Annotated in this window: 18 protein-coding genes; 3 read left to right on the forward strand and 15 right to left on the reverse strand. The window is 28.2% G+C overall.

What is annotated here, in order from left to right:
- Window positions 1–142: 142 nt before the first annotated feature.
- Genes def through tig form a run of 4 tightly spaced genes read right to left on the reverse strand, consistent with a single transcriptional unit; the run spans window position 143 to window position 3547 of the window.
- Entirely contained in the window at window positions 143–661 is a 519-nt protein-coding gene (gene def / locus KJQ99_RS04790; RefSeq protein WP_214115841.1) for a peptide deformylase, read from the reverse strand.
- Window positions 651–1664 carry a GGDEF domain-containing protein gene (locus KJQ99_RS04795; RefSeq protein ID WP_214115842.1) on the reverse strand — a complete coding sequence of 338 codons (1014 nt, stop codon included), beginning with the start codon at window positions 1662–1664 and terminating at the stop codon, window positions 651–653. Before KJQ99_RS04795 ends, def begins: the two co-directional genes overlap by 11 nt.
- Before the next feature lie 9 nt (window positions 1665–1673).
- Window positions 1674–2261 (reverse strand): ATP-dependent Clp endopeptidase proteolytic subunit ClpP, encoded by a 588-nt coding sequence (clpP, locus tag KJQ99_RS04800; protein WP_214115843.1) that lies wholly within the window; start codon window positions 2259–2261, stop codon window positions 1674–1676.
- The gene (gene tig / locus KJQ99_RS04805) at window positions 2258–3547 is read right to left on the reverse strand and encodes a trigger factor (protein ID WP_214120539.1); all 1290 of its coding nucleotides are present in this window, start codon (window positions 3545–3547) and stop codon (window positions 2258–2260) included. The genes clpP and tig overlap by 4 nt, the downstream gene beginning before the upstream one ends.
- A gap of 76 nt (window positions 3548–3623) precedes the next feature.
- On the opposite strand from tig, the gene folE reads away from it, so the two are divergent.
- Both folE and fliI read left to right on the forward strand, forming a co-directional pair.
- Window positions 3624–4163 (forward strand): GTP cyclohydrolase I FolE, encoded by a 540-nt coding sequence (gene folE / locus KJQ99_RS04810; RefSeq protein WP_214120540.1) that lies wholly within the window; start codon window positions 3624–3626, stop codon window positions 4161–4163.
- Window positions 4160–5455, forward strand: coding sequence for a flagellar protein export ATPase FliI (gene fliI, locus KJQ99_RS04815; protein WP_214115846.1), 1296 nt, complete (start codon window positions 4160–4162; stop codon window positions 5453–5455). Before folE ends, fliI begins: the two co-directional genes overlap by 4 nt.
- Window positions 5456–5476: 21 nt before the next feature.
- Here the strand turns inward: fliI and mfd are convergent, their stop codons facing one another.
- The 11 genes from mfd to rpsO are packed head-to-tail and all read right to left on the reverse strand — an operon-like array spanning window position 5477 to window position 17903.
- A complete protein-coding gene (gene mfd / locus KJQ99_RS04820; RefSeq protein WP_214150167.1) occupies window positions 5477–8341 on the reverse strand; it encodes a transcription-repair coupling factor in 2865 nt (954 codons plus the stop codon).
- Window positions 8322–9455, reverse strand: coding sequence for a Mur ligase family protein (locus KJQ99_RS04825; protein WP_214150168.1), 1134 nt, complete (start codon window positions 9453–9455; stop codon window positions 8322–8324). Before KJQ99_RS04825 ends, mfd begins: the two co-directional genes overlap by 20 nt.
- Window positions 9439–10986, reverse strand: coding sequence for a GGDEF domain-containing protein (locus KJQ99_RS04830; protein WP_214115849.1), 1548 nt, complete (start codon window positions 10984–10986; stop codon window positions 9439–9441). Before KJQ99_RS04830 ends, KJQ99_RS04825 begins: the two co-directional genes overlap by 17 nt.
- Window positions 10987–11039: 53 nt before the next feature.
- Window positions 11040–11516 (reverse strand): hypothetical protein, encoded by a 477-nt coding sequence (locus KJQ99_RS04835; RefSeq protein WP_214115850.1) that lies wholly within the window; start codon window positions 11514–11516, stop codon window positions 11040–11042.
- Entirely contained in the window at window positions 11513–13933 is a 2421-nt protein-coding gene (gene leuS / locus KJQ99_RS04840) for a leucine--tRNA ligase (protein ID WP_214115851.1), read from the reverse strand. The genes KJQ99_RS04835 and leuS overlap by 4 nt, the downstream gene beginning before the upstream one ends.
- A 10-nt stretch (window positions 13934–13943) precedes the next feature.
- Window positions 13944–14288: a DUF6394 family protein gene (locus KJQ99_RS04845; protein ID WP_214115852.1), complete on the reverse strand. Its 345-nt coding sequence runs from the start codon at window positions 14286–14288 to the stop codon at window positions 13944–13946.
- On the reverse strand, window positions 14288–15262 hold the full coding sequence (gene secF, locus KJQ99_RS04850) for a protein translocase subunit SecF (RefSeq protein ID WP_214115853.1): 975 nt from the start codon (window positions 15260–15262) through the stop codon (window positions 14288–14290). The genes KJQ99_RS04845 and secF overlap by 1 nt, the downstream gene beginning before the upstream one ends.
- A complete protein-coding gene (gene secD, locus KJQ99_RS04855; protein ID WP_214115854.1) occupies window positions 15262–16848 on the reverse strand; it encodes a protein translocase subunit SecD in 1587 nt (528 codons plus the stop codon). Before secD ends, secF begins: the two co-directional genes overlap by 1 nt.
- Window positions 16848–17138: a preprotein translocase subunit YajC gene (yajC, locus tag KJQ99_RS04860; RefSeq protein ID WP_214115855.1), complete on the reverse strand. Its 291-nt coding sequence runs from the start codon at window positions 17136–17138 to the stop codon at window positions 16848–16850. The genes secD and yajC overlap by 1 nt, the downstream gene beginning before the upstream one ends.
- A 49-nt stretch (window positions 17139–17187) precedes the next feature.
- Entirely contained in the window at window positions 17188–17601 is a 414-nt protein-coding gene (gene ybeY / locus KJQ99_RS04865) for an rRNA maturation RNase YbeY (protein ID WP_214116010.1), read from the reverse strand.
- A gap of 29 nt (window positions 17602–17630) precedes the next feature.
- On the reverse strand, window positions 17631–17903 hold the full coding sequence (gene rpsO, locus KJQ99_RS04870; protein WP_214115856.1) for a 30S ribosomal protein S15: 273 nt from the start codon (window positions 17901–17903) through the stop codon (window positions 17631–17633).
- 160 nt (window positions 17904–18063) lie between these two features.
- On the opposite strand from rpsO, the gene pnuC reads away from it, so the two are divergent.
- On the forward strand, window positions 18064–18463 hold a 400-nt coding region (gene pnuC / locus KJQ99_RS04875; protein WP_214150169.1), incomplete at its 3' end, for a nicotinamide riboside transporter PnuC.

The following is an 18463-nucleotide window of genomic DNA, read 5'->3' on the forward strand; positions in this document are numbered from 1 at the left end:
ATAAAAGCATTGTAAATTAAATTCCAAAAGATTTTAACAATAAATATTTTTATACTTTTTTAAAATATCACTATGAATTATAAAAGTATAAATTATTTTGAAAAATAAATGAAGATATAAACAATAATCTAAAAAGCCATAATTATTTTTTAGGCTTTTTAGAACTTTTTAAATGTTTTTCTAATTTTTTTCTTCCACTAAATGATATTTTTTCTATGAATAAATGTCCATCAAGATGGTCGTTTTCGTGTTGAATAGCAACCGCTAAAAGCCCTTCAGCTTCTAAAGTTTTTTGATTTCCAAATCTATCTAAATAATCAACTTTAATTTTATTATATCTAGTTACTTCTTCAAAAAAACCAGGAACACTAAGGCAACCTTCTTCATAAACTTGAGTTCCTTCTCCAATAGGTGTTATTATTGGATTAATAAATTCAATCAAATCATCTTTATTTTGTTCTTCATTTTCATTTAATAAATTAATCAAAAATATTCTTAAAGGTTTTGCAACTTGTATTGCTGCTAAACCTATACCACTAGATGAAATCATAGTTTCATACATATCATCTAAAAATGTATGTAACTCTTCATCAAATACCTTAACTTCTTCACTCCTAGTAAATAATAATTTATTAGGATAAGTTATTAATTTAAGCATCATTTTCTTCACTATCTCCAACTACAGCATAAATTTCTTTATTTTTACCAGTATTCGGTAATACGCTAATAGCCTCAAGAATCTGTTCTTCATAATTATCGCCACTAAGTGCTACAACGCTCATTTCTATATTAATATCAATTTCATTATCATTTATAAAAAATGTTGTATTGTAAAATAAGTCTGAAATTCTCTCACAAGCTTTTTTTGCATTAACTATATTTGTATGTTTCATTGCCATTACAAAAATACCATCTCCATAATGTGCCACAACATCGCTTCTTCTTGAGGTTTTTAATAATAATTTCGCAACATTTCTCATCAAAAGATTTTTATCTTTTTGTAATTCAATTGTATTTAATAAACTATCTTTAATCTTTACAAACATTAAAGATATTGAATAGCCATATTTTTTAATATCTTCTATGTCTTGAGTAATATTATTATATAAATATCTTTTATTAAACACTCCGAATTTATCATCAAATTCACTCTGCTCATTCACCCTATTATGTATTTTTACAATCTCATCATAACCTTTTTTTATACTATTTAATTGAATATCAAGGGCTGTGGTGAGTTTAGCCATATCACTATCTAAAGACCTTAAAATATTTTGAATAGATAAAGAACCAGTAGCGATACTCAAATCGCCTATTTTTTTCTTAATTAAAGCTTTCATTGTGCTTATATTTTTATAAATTGTTGCAATAGAACCTACTAGCTGTTTTATATTTACAAAGGTTTCTTTAATGTCTTGTTCTATTACAGCAACTTTATTACTTTGGTCTTCTTTTTCATAAGTAATCATTTCTGTTACTCTTTTTTTAAAGGCCATAGGCTTAGTATCTAACATTTTTTCAAAATAAATAGAATAATTAGTAGGAGTTGGTGGAACATTATCCTCTATAAGTTGTTTAATTACTTGTTGAGTAAATTTCTCAAATTCTCCACCACTTAATTTCTGAATCTTAGGAGATTCATCGTGTATTATCTCTTTATTCAAAGCCCTATCCTATTTAAAACTTTTTTCTAATACCTTATCAATTAGTCCGTATTTTAAAGCTTCTTCTGAACTCATAAAATAATCGCGTTCAGTGTCCTTCTCAACTTTTGCCAATTTATTACCGGTATTTTCAGCTAATACTTTGTTAAGCATTGCTTTTAATCTTAAAATTTCTTTTGCTTGAATTTCAATATCAGTCGCTTGACCTCTTGCACCGCCTAAAGGCTGATGTATCATAATTCTAGCATTTGGAAGAGCAAACCTTTTACCTTTAGCTCCAGAACTAAGTAAAAATGCTCCCATTGAAGCAGCTTGTCCTATACAAATTGTACTAACATCAGGTTTAATATAATTCATTGTATCAAATATACTAAGACCACTAGTTACAACTCCACCAGGACTATTTATATACAAATAAATATCTTTAGTAGAATCTTGAGCTTCTAAAAACAATAATTGTGCAACTACGCTAGCAGCTACATCATCATTTATTTCACCACTTAAAAGAATAATTCTATCTTTAAGTAAGCGAGAGTAAATATCATAACTTCTCTCGCCTTTGCTAGTTTTTTCTACTACATAAGGTATGTAGCTCATTTATCTTTTCCTAAAAATAAATCAGCAAATAATTTTTCTTCTACCAAACTCATTCTAACAGCTGGTAATGTGCCATTTTTTGTATAGTTTTCTATTAGTTGTTTAGGGTCCATTCCGTATCTTAAAGCTTCAAAATAAATAGCTTGTGCTACTTCTTGGTCATTTACAACTACATTTCTTAATTTTGCTAATTCATCAACAATGAAAGTTAATTTTACGCTTTTTAAAGCTTCTGCTTCATATTCTTTTCTTTTTTCTTCTAAATATTTATCATCTTTTAATTTATCAAATTCTTCTTTACTAAAGCTTCTTGCAGCTTGATTAAATTGCAAATTAGTTTCTTGTTCTAAAATGTTTTGTGGAACTGCAAAAGTATATTTTTCTAGCATTTTTTCAACAAATTCTTGTTTTAATTTTTCATCAATTTGTTTAAATTTAGCTTCTGTTTCTAATTGTTCTTTTATTTTTTCATCTAAAATTGCTTCAGTTGGGTTTTCTACACCAGGAAGTAATTTTTTAAGCATTTCTTCATCAATTTCAGGTAATTTTCTTGCGTGAATTTCATGTAATTTTACTTTAAATACTGCTTTTTTACCCGCTAAATGAGCTGCTTGATAATTTTCAGGGAAAGTTACTTCTATATCTTTTTCTTCGCCAACTTTAAGCTCTATCATACCATCTTCAAATCCTGGTATAAATTGACCACTTCCAATCTCTAGCATATAATTTTCTGCTTTACCACCTTCAAAAGCAACGCCATCAACAAATCCTTCAAAATCAAACTTAGCATAATCACCTTTTTTTAAGATTTGTTTTTTAGTTTTTTCTAATGGAGCAAATTGCTTAAGCATAGCTTCTTTTCTAGCTTTAATATCTTTTTCTTTAATTTCTTCTATTTTTAATGCAGGAACTAATGCTTCATAACCACTTAAATCAATTGTTGGTCTAAAAGAAACTACGAATTCAAATTCAATTCCATTATCTTTTCTATCGAATTTTTTAAAGCTTGGCTCACCGATTAATTCTTTTTCATCTTTACCTGTTTCTTTAACTGCATTTTTATAAGCACTTGTAATCGCTTCTTGTTCTGCGTCTTTTAGTAAAGAATCTTTATATCTATCTAAAACAACATTTACAGGAACTTTGCCTTTTCTAAAACCAGCAACTTGCATAGTTTTACTAGCTTTTACAGCTATTTCTTTAACCTTTTCATCTATTAAAGATTTTTCTATAACACCACTTACTGAGTAATTAATTTCATCAATTTTTGTTGTACTAAGTTTCATTAAACTACCTTTTGTAAAATATTTCGCACAATTCTAGCTAAAAAAATTAATCATTGGCAAAATATAAAGGTAAAGAATGCAAGACTTAATTAAAAATTTATTAATAAAAATTGGTGAAAATCCAAATAGAGAAGGATTAGTAAAAACACCTGAAAGAGTTCAAAAATCATATGAATTCTTATGTAGTGGCTATACAAAAAATCCAAAAGAAATTTTAAACGAAGCTATTTTTAACACTGATAACAATGAAATGGTTTTAGTAAAAGACATTGATTTTTATAGCTTATGCGAACACCATTTATTACCATTTTTTGGAAAAGTTCATATTGCTTATATACCTAATGGAAAAGTAGTTGGGCTTTCAAAATTACCTAGACTTGTTGAAGTTTATTCAAGAAGATTGCAAATCCAAGAACAATTATGCGAACAAATTAGCCTAGCTTTATATGAAATATTAAAGCCAAAAGGTGTTGCTGTAACTATTGAAGCTGAGCATTTATGTATGCAAATGCGTGGAATTCAAAAAGTAAATTCTAAAACAATAACAAGTTCTCTTAAAGGCATATTTTTAAGCGATGAAAGAACTAGGAAAGAATTTTATTCACTAATAAAATGAACTTAGAAAAACTTAAAAATAAAATATCAAAAATACCAATTTCACAAAATTTTGGCTTTATATACAAAATCTCTGCAATTAGTATAGAGATTAAAGGATTAATCACTAGCGTAGGCGATGTTATAAGACTTGAAAACGAGGAAAAAACCGCTTATGCAATGGTTGTTAAGATTGAAGAGCATATTTCATTTTTAAGCCCTTTTGATTTTGTAGAAGGCTTTAAAATCGGAGATAAAGCATTTTTAGAAGAAGCAGGAATGAAAATTCCTTGCTCTATGGAATTACTTGGGCGTGTGGTTGATCCATTTATGCGTCCAAAAGATGGAAAAGAAAAAATCACACCAAGTAAAATGATGCCTATTTTAAGAGCACCAATAGACGCACTTAAGCGTGGGCTTATAAGTGAGCCTTTTCCTGTTGGTATTAAAAGTATTGATGGGCTTTTAACTTGTGGAGTAGGACAAAAATTAGGCATTTTTGCTGGCTCTGGGGTTGGTAAATCAACTCTTATGGGAATGATAGTTAAAAATGCCCCTGCAGCCGTTAAAGTAGTTGCTTTAATAGGTGAGCGTGGTAGAGAAATTCCTGAGTTTATACATAAGAATTTAGGCGGTAAAATGGATGATACCGTTATGATAGTTGCGACTAGCGATGATAGTGCATTAATGCGTAAATATGGGGCATTTTGTGCTATGAGTGTGGCTGAATTTTTTAAAGAGCAAGGAATGGATGTATTATTTATAATGGATAGCGTTACTCGTTTTGCTATGGCTCAACGCGAAATCGGTCTTGCTCTTGGAGAGCCACCTACTGCTAAAGGCTATCCACCAAGTGTATTTAATCTATTGCCGCAATTAATGGAGCGAGCTGGTAAAGAAGAAGGTAAAGGAACTATTACAGCATTTTTTACCGTGCTAGTTGATGGAGATGATATGAGCGATCCTATTGCTGATCAAAGCAGGTCAATTCTTGATGGGCATATTGTATTAGATAGAAGCCTAACTGATTTTGGAATATATCCTCCGATTAATATTCAAAATTCAGCAAGTAGGGTTATGGGAGATGTAGTAACGCCTGAACATAAAAAAAATGCTGCTAAGTTTAAAAGGCTTAATTCAGTTTTAAAAGAAAACGAAACTCTAATTAGAATTGGTGCTTATGTAAAAGGTAGCGATAAAGAGCTTGATTTTGCAATGAGTAAAAAAGATTATATGAATGATTTTTTAAGACAAGGAAATGATGAGGCTTTTGCTTTTGAAGAAGTTTTAAGTATGCTTGAGCAAATTAATTAATCCGAATTAATATTTAAATTCTTATAAAGAATTTAAATATTTTAATAAAGTATCTATTATATCATCATCGCTTTTGCTTGATGCTTTTAAAATAATTCTTTCACCATTATCTTTTAAAAGTTTTATATTTTGCTCATAATTACTAACTTCGCAAAATCCGTGCTTAATACATAAAATTTTAATTGCCATAAGTGAAAAATAATTTCTTGTATAGCTATCACATTTGCCAAATCTATCATTAAAAGAATCTTGCATAGTAGATAAACTAGCTAAATTATCACACTCATTTATTTTTCTATAAAGGCTTAATCTTAGCTTATCATTAGGCACTAAATAATCACTTATATAAGCATTTACTAATAATTTTTGCTCGTATTTAATCTCTTTTGTGATATTTCCTTTACTTAGTCTATTAATTTCAGCTTCTAGCATTTTAATATAAAGTGCATAGCCAAGTTGTTCTATATGACCGCTTTGTTCAGCACCTAATAAATTACCACCGCCCCTTATTTCTAAATCCATTTGAGCTAGAGTGCTACCACTGCCTAAATACGAGTTACTAGCTAAGCTTAATAATCTTTTCTTAGAATCTTCACTAACGCTTTCTTCGTTATCAACTAGAAAATAACAAAATCCTTGTATTTTGCTACGACCTACTCTACCACGAAGTTGGTGCAAATCAGCTATGCCAAAATGATTTGATTTTTCTACTATTATGGTGTTTGCATTTGCTAAATCAATTCCACTTTCAACAATGCTCGTGCATAATAATAAATCATACTTTTTCTCTTCGTATTCAAATAGTTTTTCTTCAGCTTCATTTGCTGGTATTTTTGAATGTAAAACTAAAATTCTAAGCTTTGGATAAAGCTCTTCTAAATAGCGTTTTTTATGTTCAATTGAAGCTATATGATTGTGTATGTAAAATACTTGCCCGCCACGCCTAAGCTCTCTTGCTATGATTTCTTTAATTAAAGCGTCATCATAAGTTTTTACAAAAGTTCTTACATCTAATCTATCATTAGGCGGAGTTAGAATTTGAGAATAAGTCTTAAGTGTGCTTAAAGCTTGATTAAGCGTTCTTGGGATTGGAGTAGCACTCATACTTAATTGATGAGCTTTTATGCTTATATCTTTTAATTTTTCTTTTTGTTTTACACCAAATTTATGTTCTTCATCAATTACGATTAGTCCAACATCATCAATTGCTAAACTAAGTAAAGCGTGAGTTCCTATAATAACCTTTGGCTCTTTTGTATTCATAATAGCCTTTTTAGTATTAGAAAATCTATCAAGTCTAAAAACTTGAATTCCAAAAGGCTCTAAACGATTTTTAAGTGTTTTATAATGTTGAGAGCATAAAAGTGTAGTCGGGACAAAAAATAAGGCATTTAAACCATTTTTAACACAGGCAAAAATTGCGTGCATTGCGACTTCGGTTTTACCAAAACCAACATCAGCACTAAGTAATCTATCCATAGGAGTGCATTTGCTTATCTCTTCAAAAATATCATTAACTGCTTTTTCTTGATCACTTGTTAAAACAAATCCTGCTTTAGCCTTAAATATCTCATAATCAAGTGGTTTTTTAATAGCCTTTGTTACAATTAACTGCCTTTTTGCTGCTAGTTCAGTAATAGCACCTGCAATTGCTAATAATTTAGTTTTAAGTTTTTCTTTGAGTTTTACAAAAGTATTTTTGCCTAATTTATCAAGTTCAGGAATTGAGCTTGAAATGTATTTATCAAGCAAATAAAGTGAGCTAGTTGGAAGTAGCAATTTATTTTCATTTTGATATTCAATCACAATAAATTCTTGCTTTTTTCCTTCATTTTCTATTAATTCTAATCCTAAAAATCTACCTACGCCGTATCGCTCATGAACTACATAATCATTTTTTATAAGCTCATCTAAAACTATGCTTGATTTATATTTTTTCTCTTTTTTATAATATTTATTAAGACTTAATATTAATTCATCATCGCTTTGAATATTTAAAACTGCATTTGAGATGATTTTTTCTACATTTTCACCTAATTTATAATCTAAGAATTTATTCTCGTTACTAGCTAGTAATTTTATCTTTTTATTTGAGTTTAATTTGAAAAAATCATTGCTAGGATTAAACACCATATCGCTATATTTTTTAGCTTTAGAAATTATATTTCCTAATTCAAATTCTTTCGTGCAAACATAAGAAAACTCTAAATAATTACTAAGTTTTAAATGCCAATAAAATACACTTTCGTATTCATTTAAATCATCATTATTTAAAATACTTTCTTTGATTTCTTCGTATTTTTCTTCGCTTACATATGAAATTAACGGCAAAATATCGCAATATTCACGCTCTTCTTTATAGCTAAGTCCAGAACTTGCATCAAAATATTTAATACTTTCTACTTCATCATCAAATAAAACTATTCTAATTGGATTTTCATATTTCAATGAAAAAATATCAATTTTTTCATGACCTATACTAAATTCTCCTGGACTTTGAACCATATCAACTAAATTATAATTTAACCTTAAAAGCTCTTTTGCTAAAGAATTTAAATTAATCCTATCGCCAAATTCAATCTTTAAACACTTTAAATCATCTTTACTTGGAAGTGGTTTTTTAATAGTATTAATAGGGATTATTAAAATCTTTTTATCTTGATAATCGTAATAATCACTTAAAACTTTTGAAATATCAAATAATTCCATAGAAAACGAGCGTAAATCGTCATTAATCTCTGCTCTAAAATCAGGTAAAATAAAACTATTTATCCCTAAATATAAAGCTACATTTGATAAAGATTTTGCTTCGTTTAAGTCTTCACATATAATAATTTTTGCATAATTTTTATTATTTATTAAATACTCATAAAGATTTGCTTGCATAAAATCTCAAAAACCTTTCTACTAGCATAAAAGAGCCAAAAACTGCATAATTTTTATCTATATCAAAATCACTAAAATCACTACATTTAATGTCTAATTCTTTGCAAATCTCTTTAACATTTGCTAAAGCTCTATGTTCGCTTTCATAATTAAAAATCAAAACTTCATTAATACTTGGCTTTAAAATATTTAAAATATCTTTTACATCTTTATTAGCAAAAAAATTAGCAATTAAACTAACTTTAGTTGGGAATTGTTTTTTAATTTCTTGATTTAAATTCTTTGCAGCTGCAGCGTTATGCCCTACATCTATTATTAAATTACTTGCTAATTTTTCACATCTTGCTCTTAAATCTAATTTAATTGCTCTGCCTATATAAAAATGTTTTTCTAACTCAAAATATGCAAGTTGAGCTAAGCTAAAATTATGTTTTAAAAACTCATTTTCATCAAGGCATAATTTTGAATAATCAGCACTCAAAAAACTAGCCTTAACTCCTTTTTGAATGGCCGCTTTTAATATCATCTCATTTTTATTAGCAAAAATATTAACACCACACATTGCTTTAATTTTAGTTCTAAAAATATCATCTAAATTAGAACCTAAAATATCGGCGTGGTCAATACTAATCGGAGTAAATACGCATAAATCTCTTTTAAAAATACTTGTAGCATCGTATTCTCCACCAAGTCCAGCTTCAAAAATAACATAATCACACTCACTAAAAACAATAGGTGATAAAAAGCATAAATATTCAAAATAACTAAGATTTTCTTTTAAATTAAGCTTTTTTAATTTATCTTGCAAAATATTATGAGCTATGTCTAAATCAATATCTTGCATAACTTGATTTTGAAATATACTAAATCTTTCTTTGTAAGAAAATATATGTGGACTTATAAAATGCCCTACTTTATACCCGCTATCACTAAGCATTAAAGCAAGGTATCTTCCCGTGCTACCTTTACCATTAGTGCCTAAAATTTGCACTACTTTTGTATCAAAATCATAATTTAGCAAATGCTTAAATCTATGAGCCTTAAAAAGGTCAAATTTCTCGTAAAATTCCGCTAAATTATCTAAATAATTTGAAAGTTTATTTTCTACTTGCACTTTTTATATTATTTCTACCTGCATTTTTTGCTGCGTATAATAATTTATCAACAGCTTCAATAAATTGCTCTTGGGTCTCATAGCTTCTTCTATCACTTACACCACCGCTTACTTTTATACTAATAGTCTTACCTTTACATAAAAACTTTTGTTCTGATACTAAAACTCTAATTTTTTCAGCAAATTTTACTGCATCATCAATTGATGAATGTGGAAGAATTACCATAAATTCTTCCCCACCATATCTTCCCGCACAATCTAATTTTCTAATGTTATTTAAAATAATATTTCCTAAATTAGCAAGTATAGTATCTCCTGCTGCGTGTCCATAGGTATCATTTATAAACTTAAAATGGTCAATATCAAAAAATGCTATTGAATAATTTATATTATATCTTTCATAAGATTCTTCAGCTAATTTTAATTGTTCTTCTAATTGACGCTTATTTGCAAGTTGAGTTAGAAAATCTACTTGAGTTTCTTCCCTTAGTTTATTAATTTCTTGCTCTAAGCCTTGAACTTTAATTTTAAGATCACCTAAAGTATCGGCATCTAATTTTGTTTTTTCTTTTAAATCTATTATTTCTTTTTCAAACATAGCAACTATAGCTATCAATCTTGCTTTAATAGTCTGCATAGCTTCATCTTCAGCTTTAATACTTTCAATTTCTTTTTTAATTTCTTGAACTTTTTGTTGAGAATTTGTAGCCATACTAAGAATACTTACAATCTTATCGCTAATTTGCTCCAAAACATCATTTAAAACTTTATTTGAACTTGAAATTTCTGCTCTATCAATATCTATTCTTTTTTTAACTAGATTTCTAAATTGCTCTGTAATTTGCTTTACGCCTAATATTTGCGGTTCTGCATTTATACTCTCACAAAACTGATTGATTTCATCATTTACATAATTAGCAATTGATGGAGTTAAAGAATAAGCCACAGATGGAGCTAAATTTTCACACACTGCATTAGAATTATTTCTTTCAATTTTTAAAGATAATTCATCTAAAATTTCTAAAAAATCATCTCTTGAGTTTAATCCTAAATGTTGAATTTTATTATTAAGTTCTAATAAATCATCATCTACCCTAATCCAATCTTTTTTTAATTCTTCTAATGTTTTTAGACTTGAATTATTTAATTTATTTAAAGCTTCTTCACTAAGAGTTTTAGTTGATTTATTTGGTAAATTTGATAATATTTTTAATAATTTTTTACAAATTATATTATAGTTTATTATGAGCTTTTTATCACTATTATCCTCTTTTATACCATTAGCTTTAGAGATTAAAAATACTACTAATTCTTCTAAGCTTTTTACATTTCTTCCTTTTACATCTTGAGCTAATGTGGGATTTAATTTAGAAATATACCCTTGAATTTTATCAATATTTTGAGTTGTTCTTCCATACTTTTTAGCAATCTCATCAAAAACTTCTGAATAATTTTCAGGAGTTAATAATAAGTTCCTTTTGGTAAGTTCTACAATTGTTTCTTTAGCAATCACATTAATATTAATAGACATTTTTTCTCTTTAAAATTTTTTCTTAATACTAACAAAACAAAATTAATTATTAACTACATAATAATTCTTAAAGCAAATTCGTTAAACGCCTTTTGGCTAGCTAAATTAATAGCTCTACTTTTTTGCTCATCACTTAAAACACTAATTGTATTTGTATTAAAAATATGCTCGCCTGAAGTTATAATTTTTTTAGTTGTTTCATCTTGAAAAGTTACATTAAATTCTAATCTAATAATAGCTTTATAGCTCTTAGCGTATCCAAATTCATCATAATATAAAGGTATAAATTCACTACTAAGAATTCTTAAAATAATCTTACTATCTGCAGTTTTACTAACACTTTTATGCATATAATGTTCTACATAATTCGTAAAATTATCATTTAAAGTAATACTATCTTTAGGTTCAGCCTTATTTATAATAGTAATTACATTGACACTTTCGCCTAACATTTTGCTAGTGGCTACATTCAAAGGTGCATAGCCACAAGCACAAAAAAATAATGTAAAACTTAAAAGTATTTTTTTCATTTAATTACAATATTTACTAATTTATTAGGAATATAAATTTCTTTTACGATAATCTTATCTTCTAGCCATTTAGCTGCTTTATCTTTTGCTATTTTGATAATTTCATCTTGATTAGCATTTGCATCAACTTCAATCTCTGCTCTATTTTTACCATTAATACTAATTCCAAGTTTTATTGTATCACTTACAAATACTTCTTCTTTTAATTCATAAGTTTTAATATTTGTTCTATTAAATAATTTCTCACTTAACTCACTTGCTAAATGTGGAATAATTGGGTCAAGTATGCTTAAAATTATTGCAAAACCTTCACTTAAAACTTCATCACTACTTGCGTTATTTAAAGCATTTAAGCCTTCCATACAAGCAGCTATTAATGTATTAAATGCGTAAGTTTTATTAAATACATCATCAGCCTTTTTTAAAGCTTCATATACTTTAAGTCTTGCTAATTTATCATCTTTACTAAGATTTGCGTGATTTATATTACTAAAATCAACTACATTAATCCCTAAAGCCTTATCATAAAGTCTATTTAAAAATCTATAAGCACCTTCAACCGCACTATCATTCCATTCTAATTCTTTTTGAGGTGGTGCAGCAAAAAGTATGAAAAGTCTTGCAGTATCAGCTCCGTAATTTTTAATAATATCATCAGGATCAACCGTATTGCCCTTGCTTTTACTCATCTTAGCACCATCTTTTAAAACCATACCTTGAGTAAGTAAGCGTTCAAACGGCTCATCTACATTTAAATATCCTAAATCCCTTAGAGCTTTTTGGAAAAATCTAGCATATAATAAGTGTAAAATCGCATGTTCAATACCACCAATATATTGATCTACATTCATCCAATATTTTGCTTCATCATCAATTGCTTTTGTATTCCAATTGCTAGGATTACTTGCAAATCTTGCAAAATACCAAGAACTTTGGAAAAATGTATCCATTGTATCGCTCTCTCTAATTGCGTCTTTTCCACATTTAGGGCATTTACATTGTTTAAATGTAGGGTGTTTTTCAAGTGGATTTCCTTCTCCATCAATTACTACATCTTCAGGTAAAGCTACAGGCAAGTTATTCTCAACTACACTTCCACAAGTATCGCATTTAACAATCGGAATAGGAGCTCCCCAATATCTTTGACGAGATATACCCCAATCTCTTAATTTATAATTGATTATACTTTTACCGATTTTTCTATTTTCAAATTCTTTAGCAATTGCAATTCTAGCACTAGCACTATCTAAGCCACTAAATTCTGCACTATCAAATAAAATTCCATATTCAGTAAAAGGCTCATTATCTTTTTTATTTTCGCCATTTATTACATATTTTATATTTAAATTATATTTTTTAGCAAACTCAAAATCTCTTTCATCGTGAGCTGGAACTGCCATAACAGCACCGCTACCATAATCAGCTAAAACGAAATTTGCTACCCATACAGGTAATTTTTCTTTAGTTATTGGATGAATTGCATAAATACCTAAAAATACGCCTTCTTTTTCACTTTGAGCTCTATTTTTAGCACTCATATTTTGCATAGCTTTAATTTTGTCTTTATCATTTTCACTTATTAAATTAGTTTCTAAAACTTTTTTAGTAATTTCATGTTCAGGTGCTAAAGCAAAATAAGAAAGTCCGAAAATCGTATCAGCACGGGTTGTAAATACGCTGAATTTTAATCCATCTAAATCTTTATTAGAACTTGATACATCTAATTCAAATTCCAATCCATCGCTTTTGCCTATCCAATTTTCTTGCATTGTTAAAACTTGATTTGGCCATTTATCTTCTAAATATTTTAAATCTTTTAATAATTCTTCAGCATATTTTGTAATTCTTACATAATAGCCATTCATAGATTTTTGCTCTACTTCATGACCACATCTCCAGCATTTGCCATCTTCAACTTGTTCGTTTGCTAAAACGGTTTTATCATTATCACACCAATTTACATTAGCTTTTTTTGTATAAATTAGACCTGCTTCATACATTTTTGCAAAAATTTCTTGCTCAAATTTAGTATAAATCTCATCACTTGTAGCAAGCAATCTTGTCTTAGAAAACGAAAAACCTAAAGAATAAAGCTCTTTTTTCATATAATCAATATTTTCATAAGTCCATTTTTTAGGATGAAGCCCATATTTTATAGCAGCATTTTCAGCAGGCATACCAAAACTATCAAACCCTAGTGGGTGTAAAACATTATAGCCCATAGTTCTAAAGCGTCTTGCTAAAGCATCACCTATTGCATAGTTTCTTACATGTCCCATATGAATTTTACCACTTGGGTATGGAAACATTGATAATATATATTTTTTTTCTTTACTAAAATCATTACTAGGTTCGTAATAATTCTCTTTATCCCAAATTTCTTGCCATTTTTTCTCAACTTCTTTTGCGTTATACATAAATTAGTCCTTAAAATTCATCTTTATTTTTAATAGCTTCAATCAATACTAAAATAAGTGTAAATATATTTGATATTACAGCACCTATTGTCATACTATATACCAAATCACTCATACTAGTTCCATAAATTTGAGTTAAAACAAAAGCTATTATTAAATGCACATCAGTTACAAGTGAACTTGCAAAAATCTCTGTGCTTAAAATATTTCTAACACCAATTTTTAAAAGTGTTGAAACCAAATTAATGCTAGCTGCTATAAATAATGCCACAGGGCTTTGATAATATAAAAAGCCAGCCGTTGTAGTTAAGCTCATCAATGTAAAGAATATATGAATTACTCTTCCAAAATCCATTATAATTGTCCTTTTTCATACATTGCTCTTAGGCGTTCTTTTTCTTCTTTTTTCTTGATTTTATCAAGCTCTTTAGTTCTATAATTACTAACGCTAAAATTAAACCACATTAAAAGTGGGCTTGCTACAAAAATTGAACTTAAAGTTCCTGCAATAACCCCAACTATTAAAGCAAGAGAAAAGCCGTGTATCATGTCTCCACCATAAAAAAACAAAATTAAAACCGTAAAGAGTGTTGTTCCTGATGTAAGAGTTGTTCTTGATAAGGTTGCTGATACGCTTTCGTTAATAATACTGCCTAAATTAGTGCTTTTACTCTCTTTTATGCTTTCACGAATTCTATCAAAAATAATAATTGTATCATTTAGTGAATAGCCTAAAACGGTTAAAATAGCTGCTAAAGTATCAAGATTAACATCAATTTGAAAAAGAGAAATCGCTCCAATAACTATTACAATATCGTGAATTTCACTAATAATTGCAGCCATAGCAAAACGCCATTCAAACCTAATAGCTATATAAACTAAAATAAGTGCAAAAGATACTAAAATAGCCATTAAACCTTTTTGTCTTAATTCTCCACCAACTTTTGGTCCAACAATATCAACTCTTCTTAGCTCAATATCGCCTGTTGAAGATAACATTTTTACAATAGTATCTCCTACATCTTTACCCAAGCTATCACTTGAACTTGAAAATCTAATTACTACTTCATCACTACTTCCAAATTCCGTAACGCTAGCACCTTTTAAAGCTTCATTTTGATTTAAAATATTACGAATATCATCTAAAGGAGCATTTTTATTAGTATATTTTATCTGAACTAAAGTCCCACCACTAAAATCAATTCCATAATTTAGACCTTGTGTAAATAATAAAATAATAGAGCCAATAACTAAAACAAAAGATAAGCCAATAGATGCAAATCTAAGCCTCATAAAATCATATATTTTTTTACTAGAAAATACTTGCATCACACTCTCCTATAACCAAACCAAAGTCTTGTATTGCCACTTTTTTCAATTCTATTAGCAAACAAATCAAATAAAGCATGAGTTCCTATAATTGCTGTTATCATTGATGCAATTATTCCTATACTCATAGTAACAGCAAATCCTTTAATAGCACCAGTTCCATAAGCATATAATGCAGCACTTGTAATTAAAGTAGTTAGATTACTATCCAAAATCGCACTCATTGCGTTATGATAACCATTATTTATAGCATCTCTTAAATTAACGCCATCTCTTATAAGCTCTCTAATACGCTCATTAATAATAACATTCGCATCTACAGCCATACCGACAGTTAGAACAATCCCAGCCATACCAGGAAGAGTAAGCGTTGCTCCAAAAAGTGCCATTACTGCTACTAATAAGAATATATTAGAAATTAGAGCAATATTTGCAAACAAACCACTAATTCCGTAATAAACTCCCATAAAAACAACAATCATCAAAAATACACCTAAAAGTGCAACTAAACTTTGCTCGATACTATCAGCACCTAAACTTGGTCCTACACTTCTTTTTTCAAGTAATTTAACAGGTGCTAATAAAGCCCCACTTCTTAGTGCGATAGCTAAATCGTGTGCTTCTTCAACACTGAAATTCCCACTAATTTGTCCGCTACCACCACCTATTCTTTCATTAATTCTAGGAGCTGAATATACCTTACCATCTAAAACTATTGCTAATTGATGACCTACTTTTTTACCTGTGAAATCTCCAAATATTTTTGCACCTTCTGAATTAAGTGTAAAATTAATAACAGGTTGAGCAGTTTTATCAGAAAATCCTACTCTAGCATCAATTAACATAGAGCCATCTAAAATAGGTAATTCTTTTAAAACATATTTAATATTTTTATCTTTTACATCAGGTAAAATAATATCTCCATAACTTGCTGCTTCTTCAGGGCTTAACATATTGCCTTGATCAGCCTTAGCTCTATCTACTTCCATTAGTTGTAAATGTGCAGCTTTAGCTATTAAATCTTTAGCTCTTTGCTCATCTTCAGCAGTTTTTACGCCTGGAATTTCAACCAAGATTTTATCTTCACCTTGTTTAGCAACAGTTGGCTCTGAAAGCCCAAATAAATCAAGTCTATTTCTAATAGTTTCTACAGCTTGATCTATTGCAAATTTAGCAGTTTGAACTTCTTCTTCAGGTGTTAAAGTAATCTCATAAAAAGAATTATTAACACTAACTTTTAAGCCTTTTAGTTCTTTAATTATTTTATCTACTTTAGCAGTATCATCTTTATCTAGTAGTTCAAAATGTATTACACCATCATTACTTTTAAATCCATCAGTTAAAATATTTTCTTTATTAAAAGAATAATTAATACTTGAAGCGATTGATTTTACTTTAGACTTTATAGCTTCATTGGTTTCTACACCTAAAAGCATATGAAGTCCGCCTTGTAAATCAAGCCCTAAATTAATCTTAGGACCATTTATAGAAAAAAAGCTTGGCACACTTAAAAATATGCCAAAAAGTGTAACAAAAACTAAAACATAAAAACGATATGTGATACTTTTTGTTTTTTGATTACGCATTATTTTGTTGCTTCCGAATTATTTGTGTTTTCTACTTTTCTAGCTACAAAATTTTTATCTAATTTAGCAACAACATCATCATTTAATCTAATTTTTAAATAATCATCTTCAGCTTTTACAACTTCAACAATTAAACCACCATTAGTAACTATTTTATCACCTTTAGTAAGTGAATTTAGCATTTCTTTATGTGCTTTTGCTTGTTTTTGTTGTGGGCGAATAATTAAAAAATAAAAAATCGCAAATAATACGATTAATGGTAAAAATTGAACTAAAGCATTTTGTTCCATAGAATATCCTTTTAAAAAATAAAATAGTTATCATTCTACATAAAAAGATTTAATCTAAAGTTCTTACTATAAGGCTTGTTGGTAAATTAAATTCTTTTATTAGCTCAATCTCTTTTGCTCTCATTTCGCCATTATCTATTTCGTGGTCATACCCTAATAAATGTAACATTCCATGAATAAATAATAAAGATATTTCATCTTCTAAACTATGCCCTAATTCACAAGCTTTAGTTTTTGCTAGTTCGGTATTAATAACTAATGAGCCTAAAAAATTAGTATCTAAAAAAGAATTATCGTGTGGAAAACTTAAAACATCAGTAGTTTTATCAATATTTCTTGTATTTTTATTGATTTCTTGCATTTCATCATTGTTAGTTAAAACAAGCTCAATATCTTTAGAGCTTAGATAATTTGCTAGTTTTTCAAGGTAGGTAATTTCTTCTAAATTATCGTATAAAATCATAGTATTTTGCCCCAAAAAGGGGCTAAGAATTATTTATCTCTAATGTTTAATTCGTTAATTAATTTAACATAAACATCGTATTTTGTAGCTTTTAAATATTTTAAAAGTCTTTTTCTTTGACCAACTAATTTAAGTAGTCCTAGTCTTGATGAAAAGTCTTTTTTAAATACTTTTAAGTGTTCTGTTAATATCGCAATTCTTTCTGTAAGTAAAGCAATTTGAACTTCAGACGAACCTGTGTCGCCACCAAATCTTGCATATTTGCTGATAATTTCAGCTTTTCTTGCCGAATCCAAAGCCATTTTGACCTCCAAATTGGTGTAAATTAAAAGCTGTGATTATAAAACAAATTGATTAATAAGATTATTAATTTTTATAATTATAATAAGATTTTTTTGGGGTGCTTTTAGCTGAGATTAAACCCATTGAACTTGGACAGGTAATGCTGATTAAGGAGATATTATGAGATTATTTTTAACTTCGCTTATTTTTAGTTTAGCTTTTGCTTATTTTACCAATTCAAATATTTTAAACTTTTTTGCCCTTTTTACTGGAATTTTATATGTATTATTAATGGGAGTAAAAAATAAATTATGCTTTATTGTAGGTGTATTTAATGCTTTAATTTATGCTTATATTGCTTATATGAATAGACTTTTTGGAGAAGTATTTTTGTATTTATTATGCTATTTTCCTATGATGATTTATGGCTATTTTTATTGGAATAAAAATACTTTAATTAAGACTTTAAGCTTGAAAAATTTCATATTAATTTATATAGCAATTTTTATTATTACTTATTTTTATTCTTTTTATTTACAGAATTTAGAATCAAGATTTATTTATCTTGAAAGCTTTATAT

The sequence above is a fragment of the Campylobacter sp. 2018MI13 genome, from assembly GCF_018501135.1.
GTDB lineage: Bacteria > Campylobacterota > Campylobacteria > Campylobacterales > Campylobacteraceae > Campylobacter_E.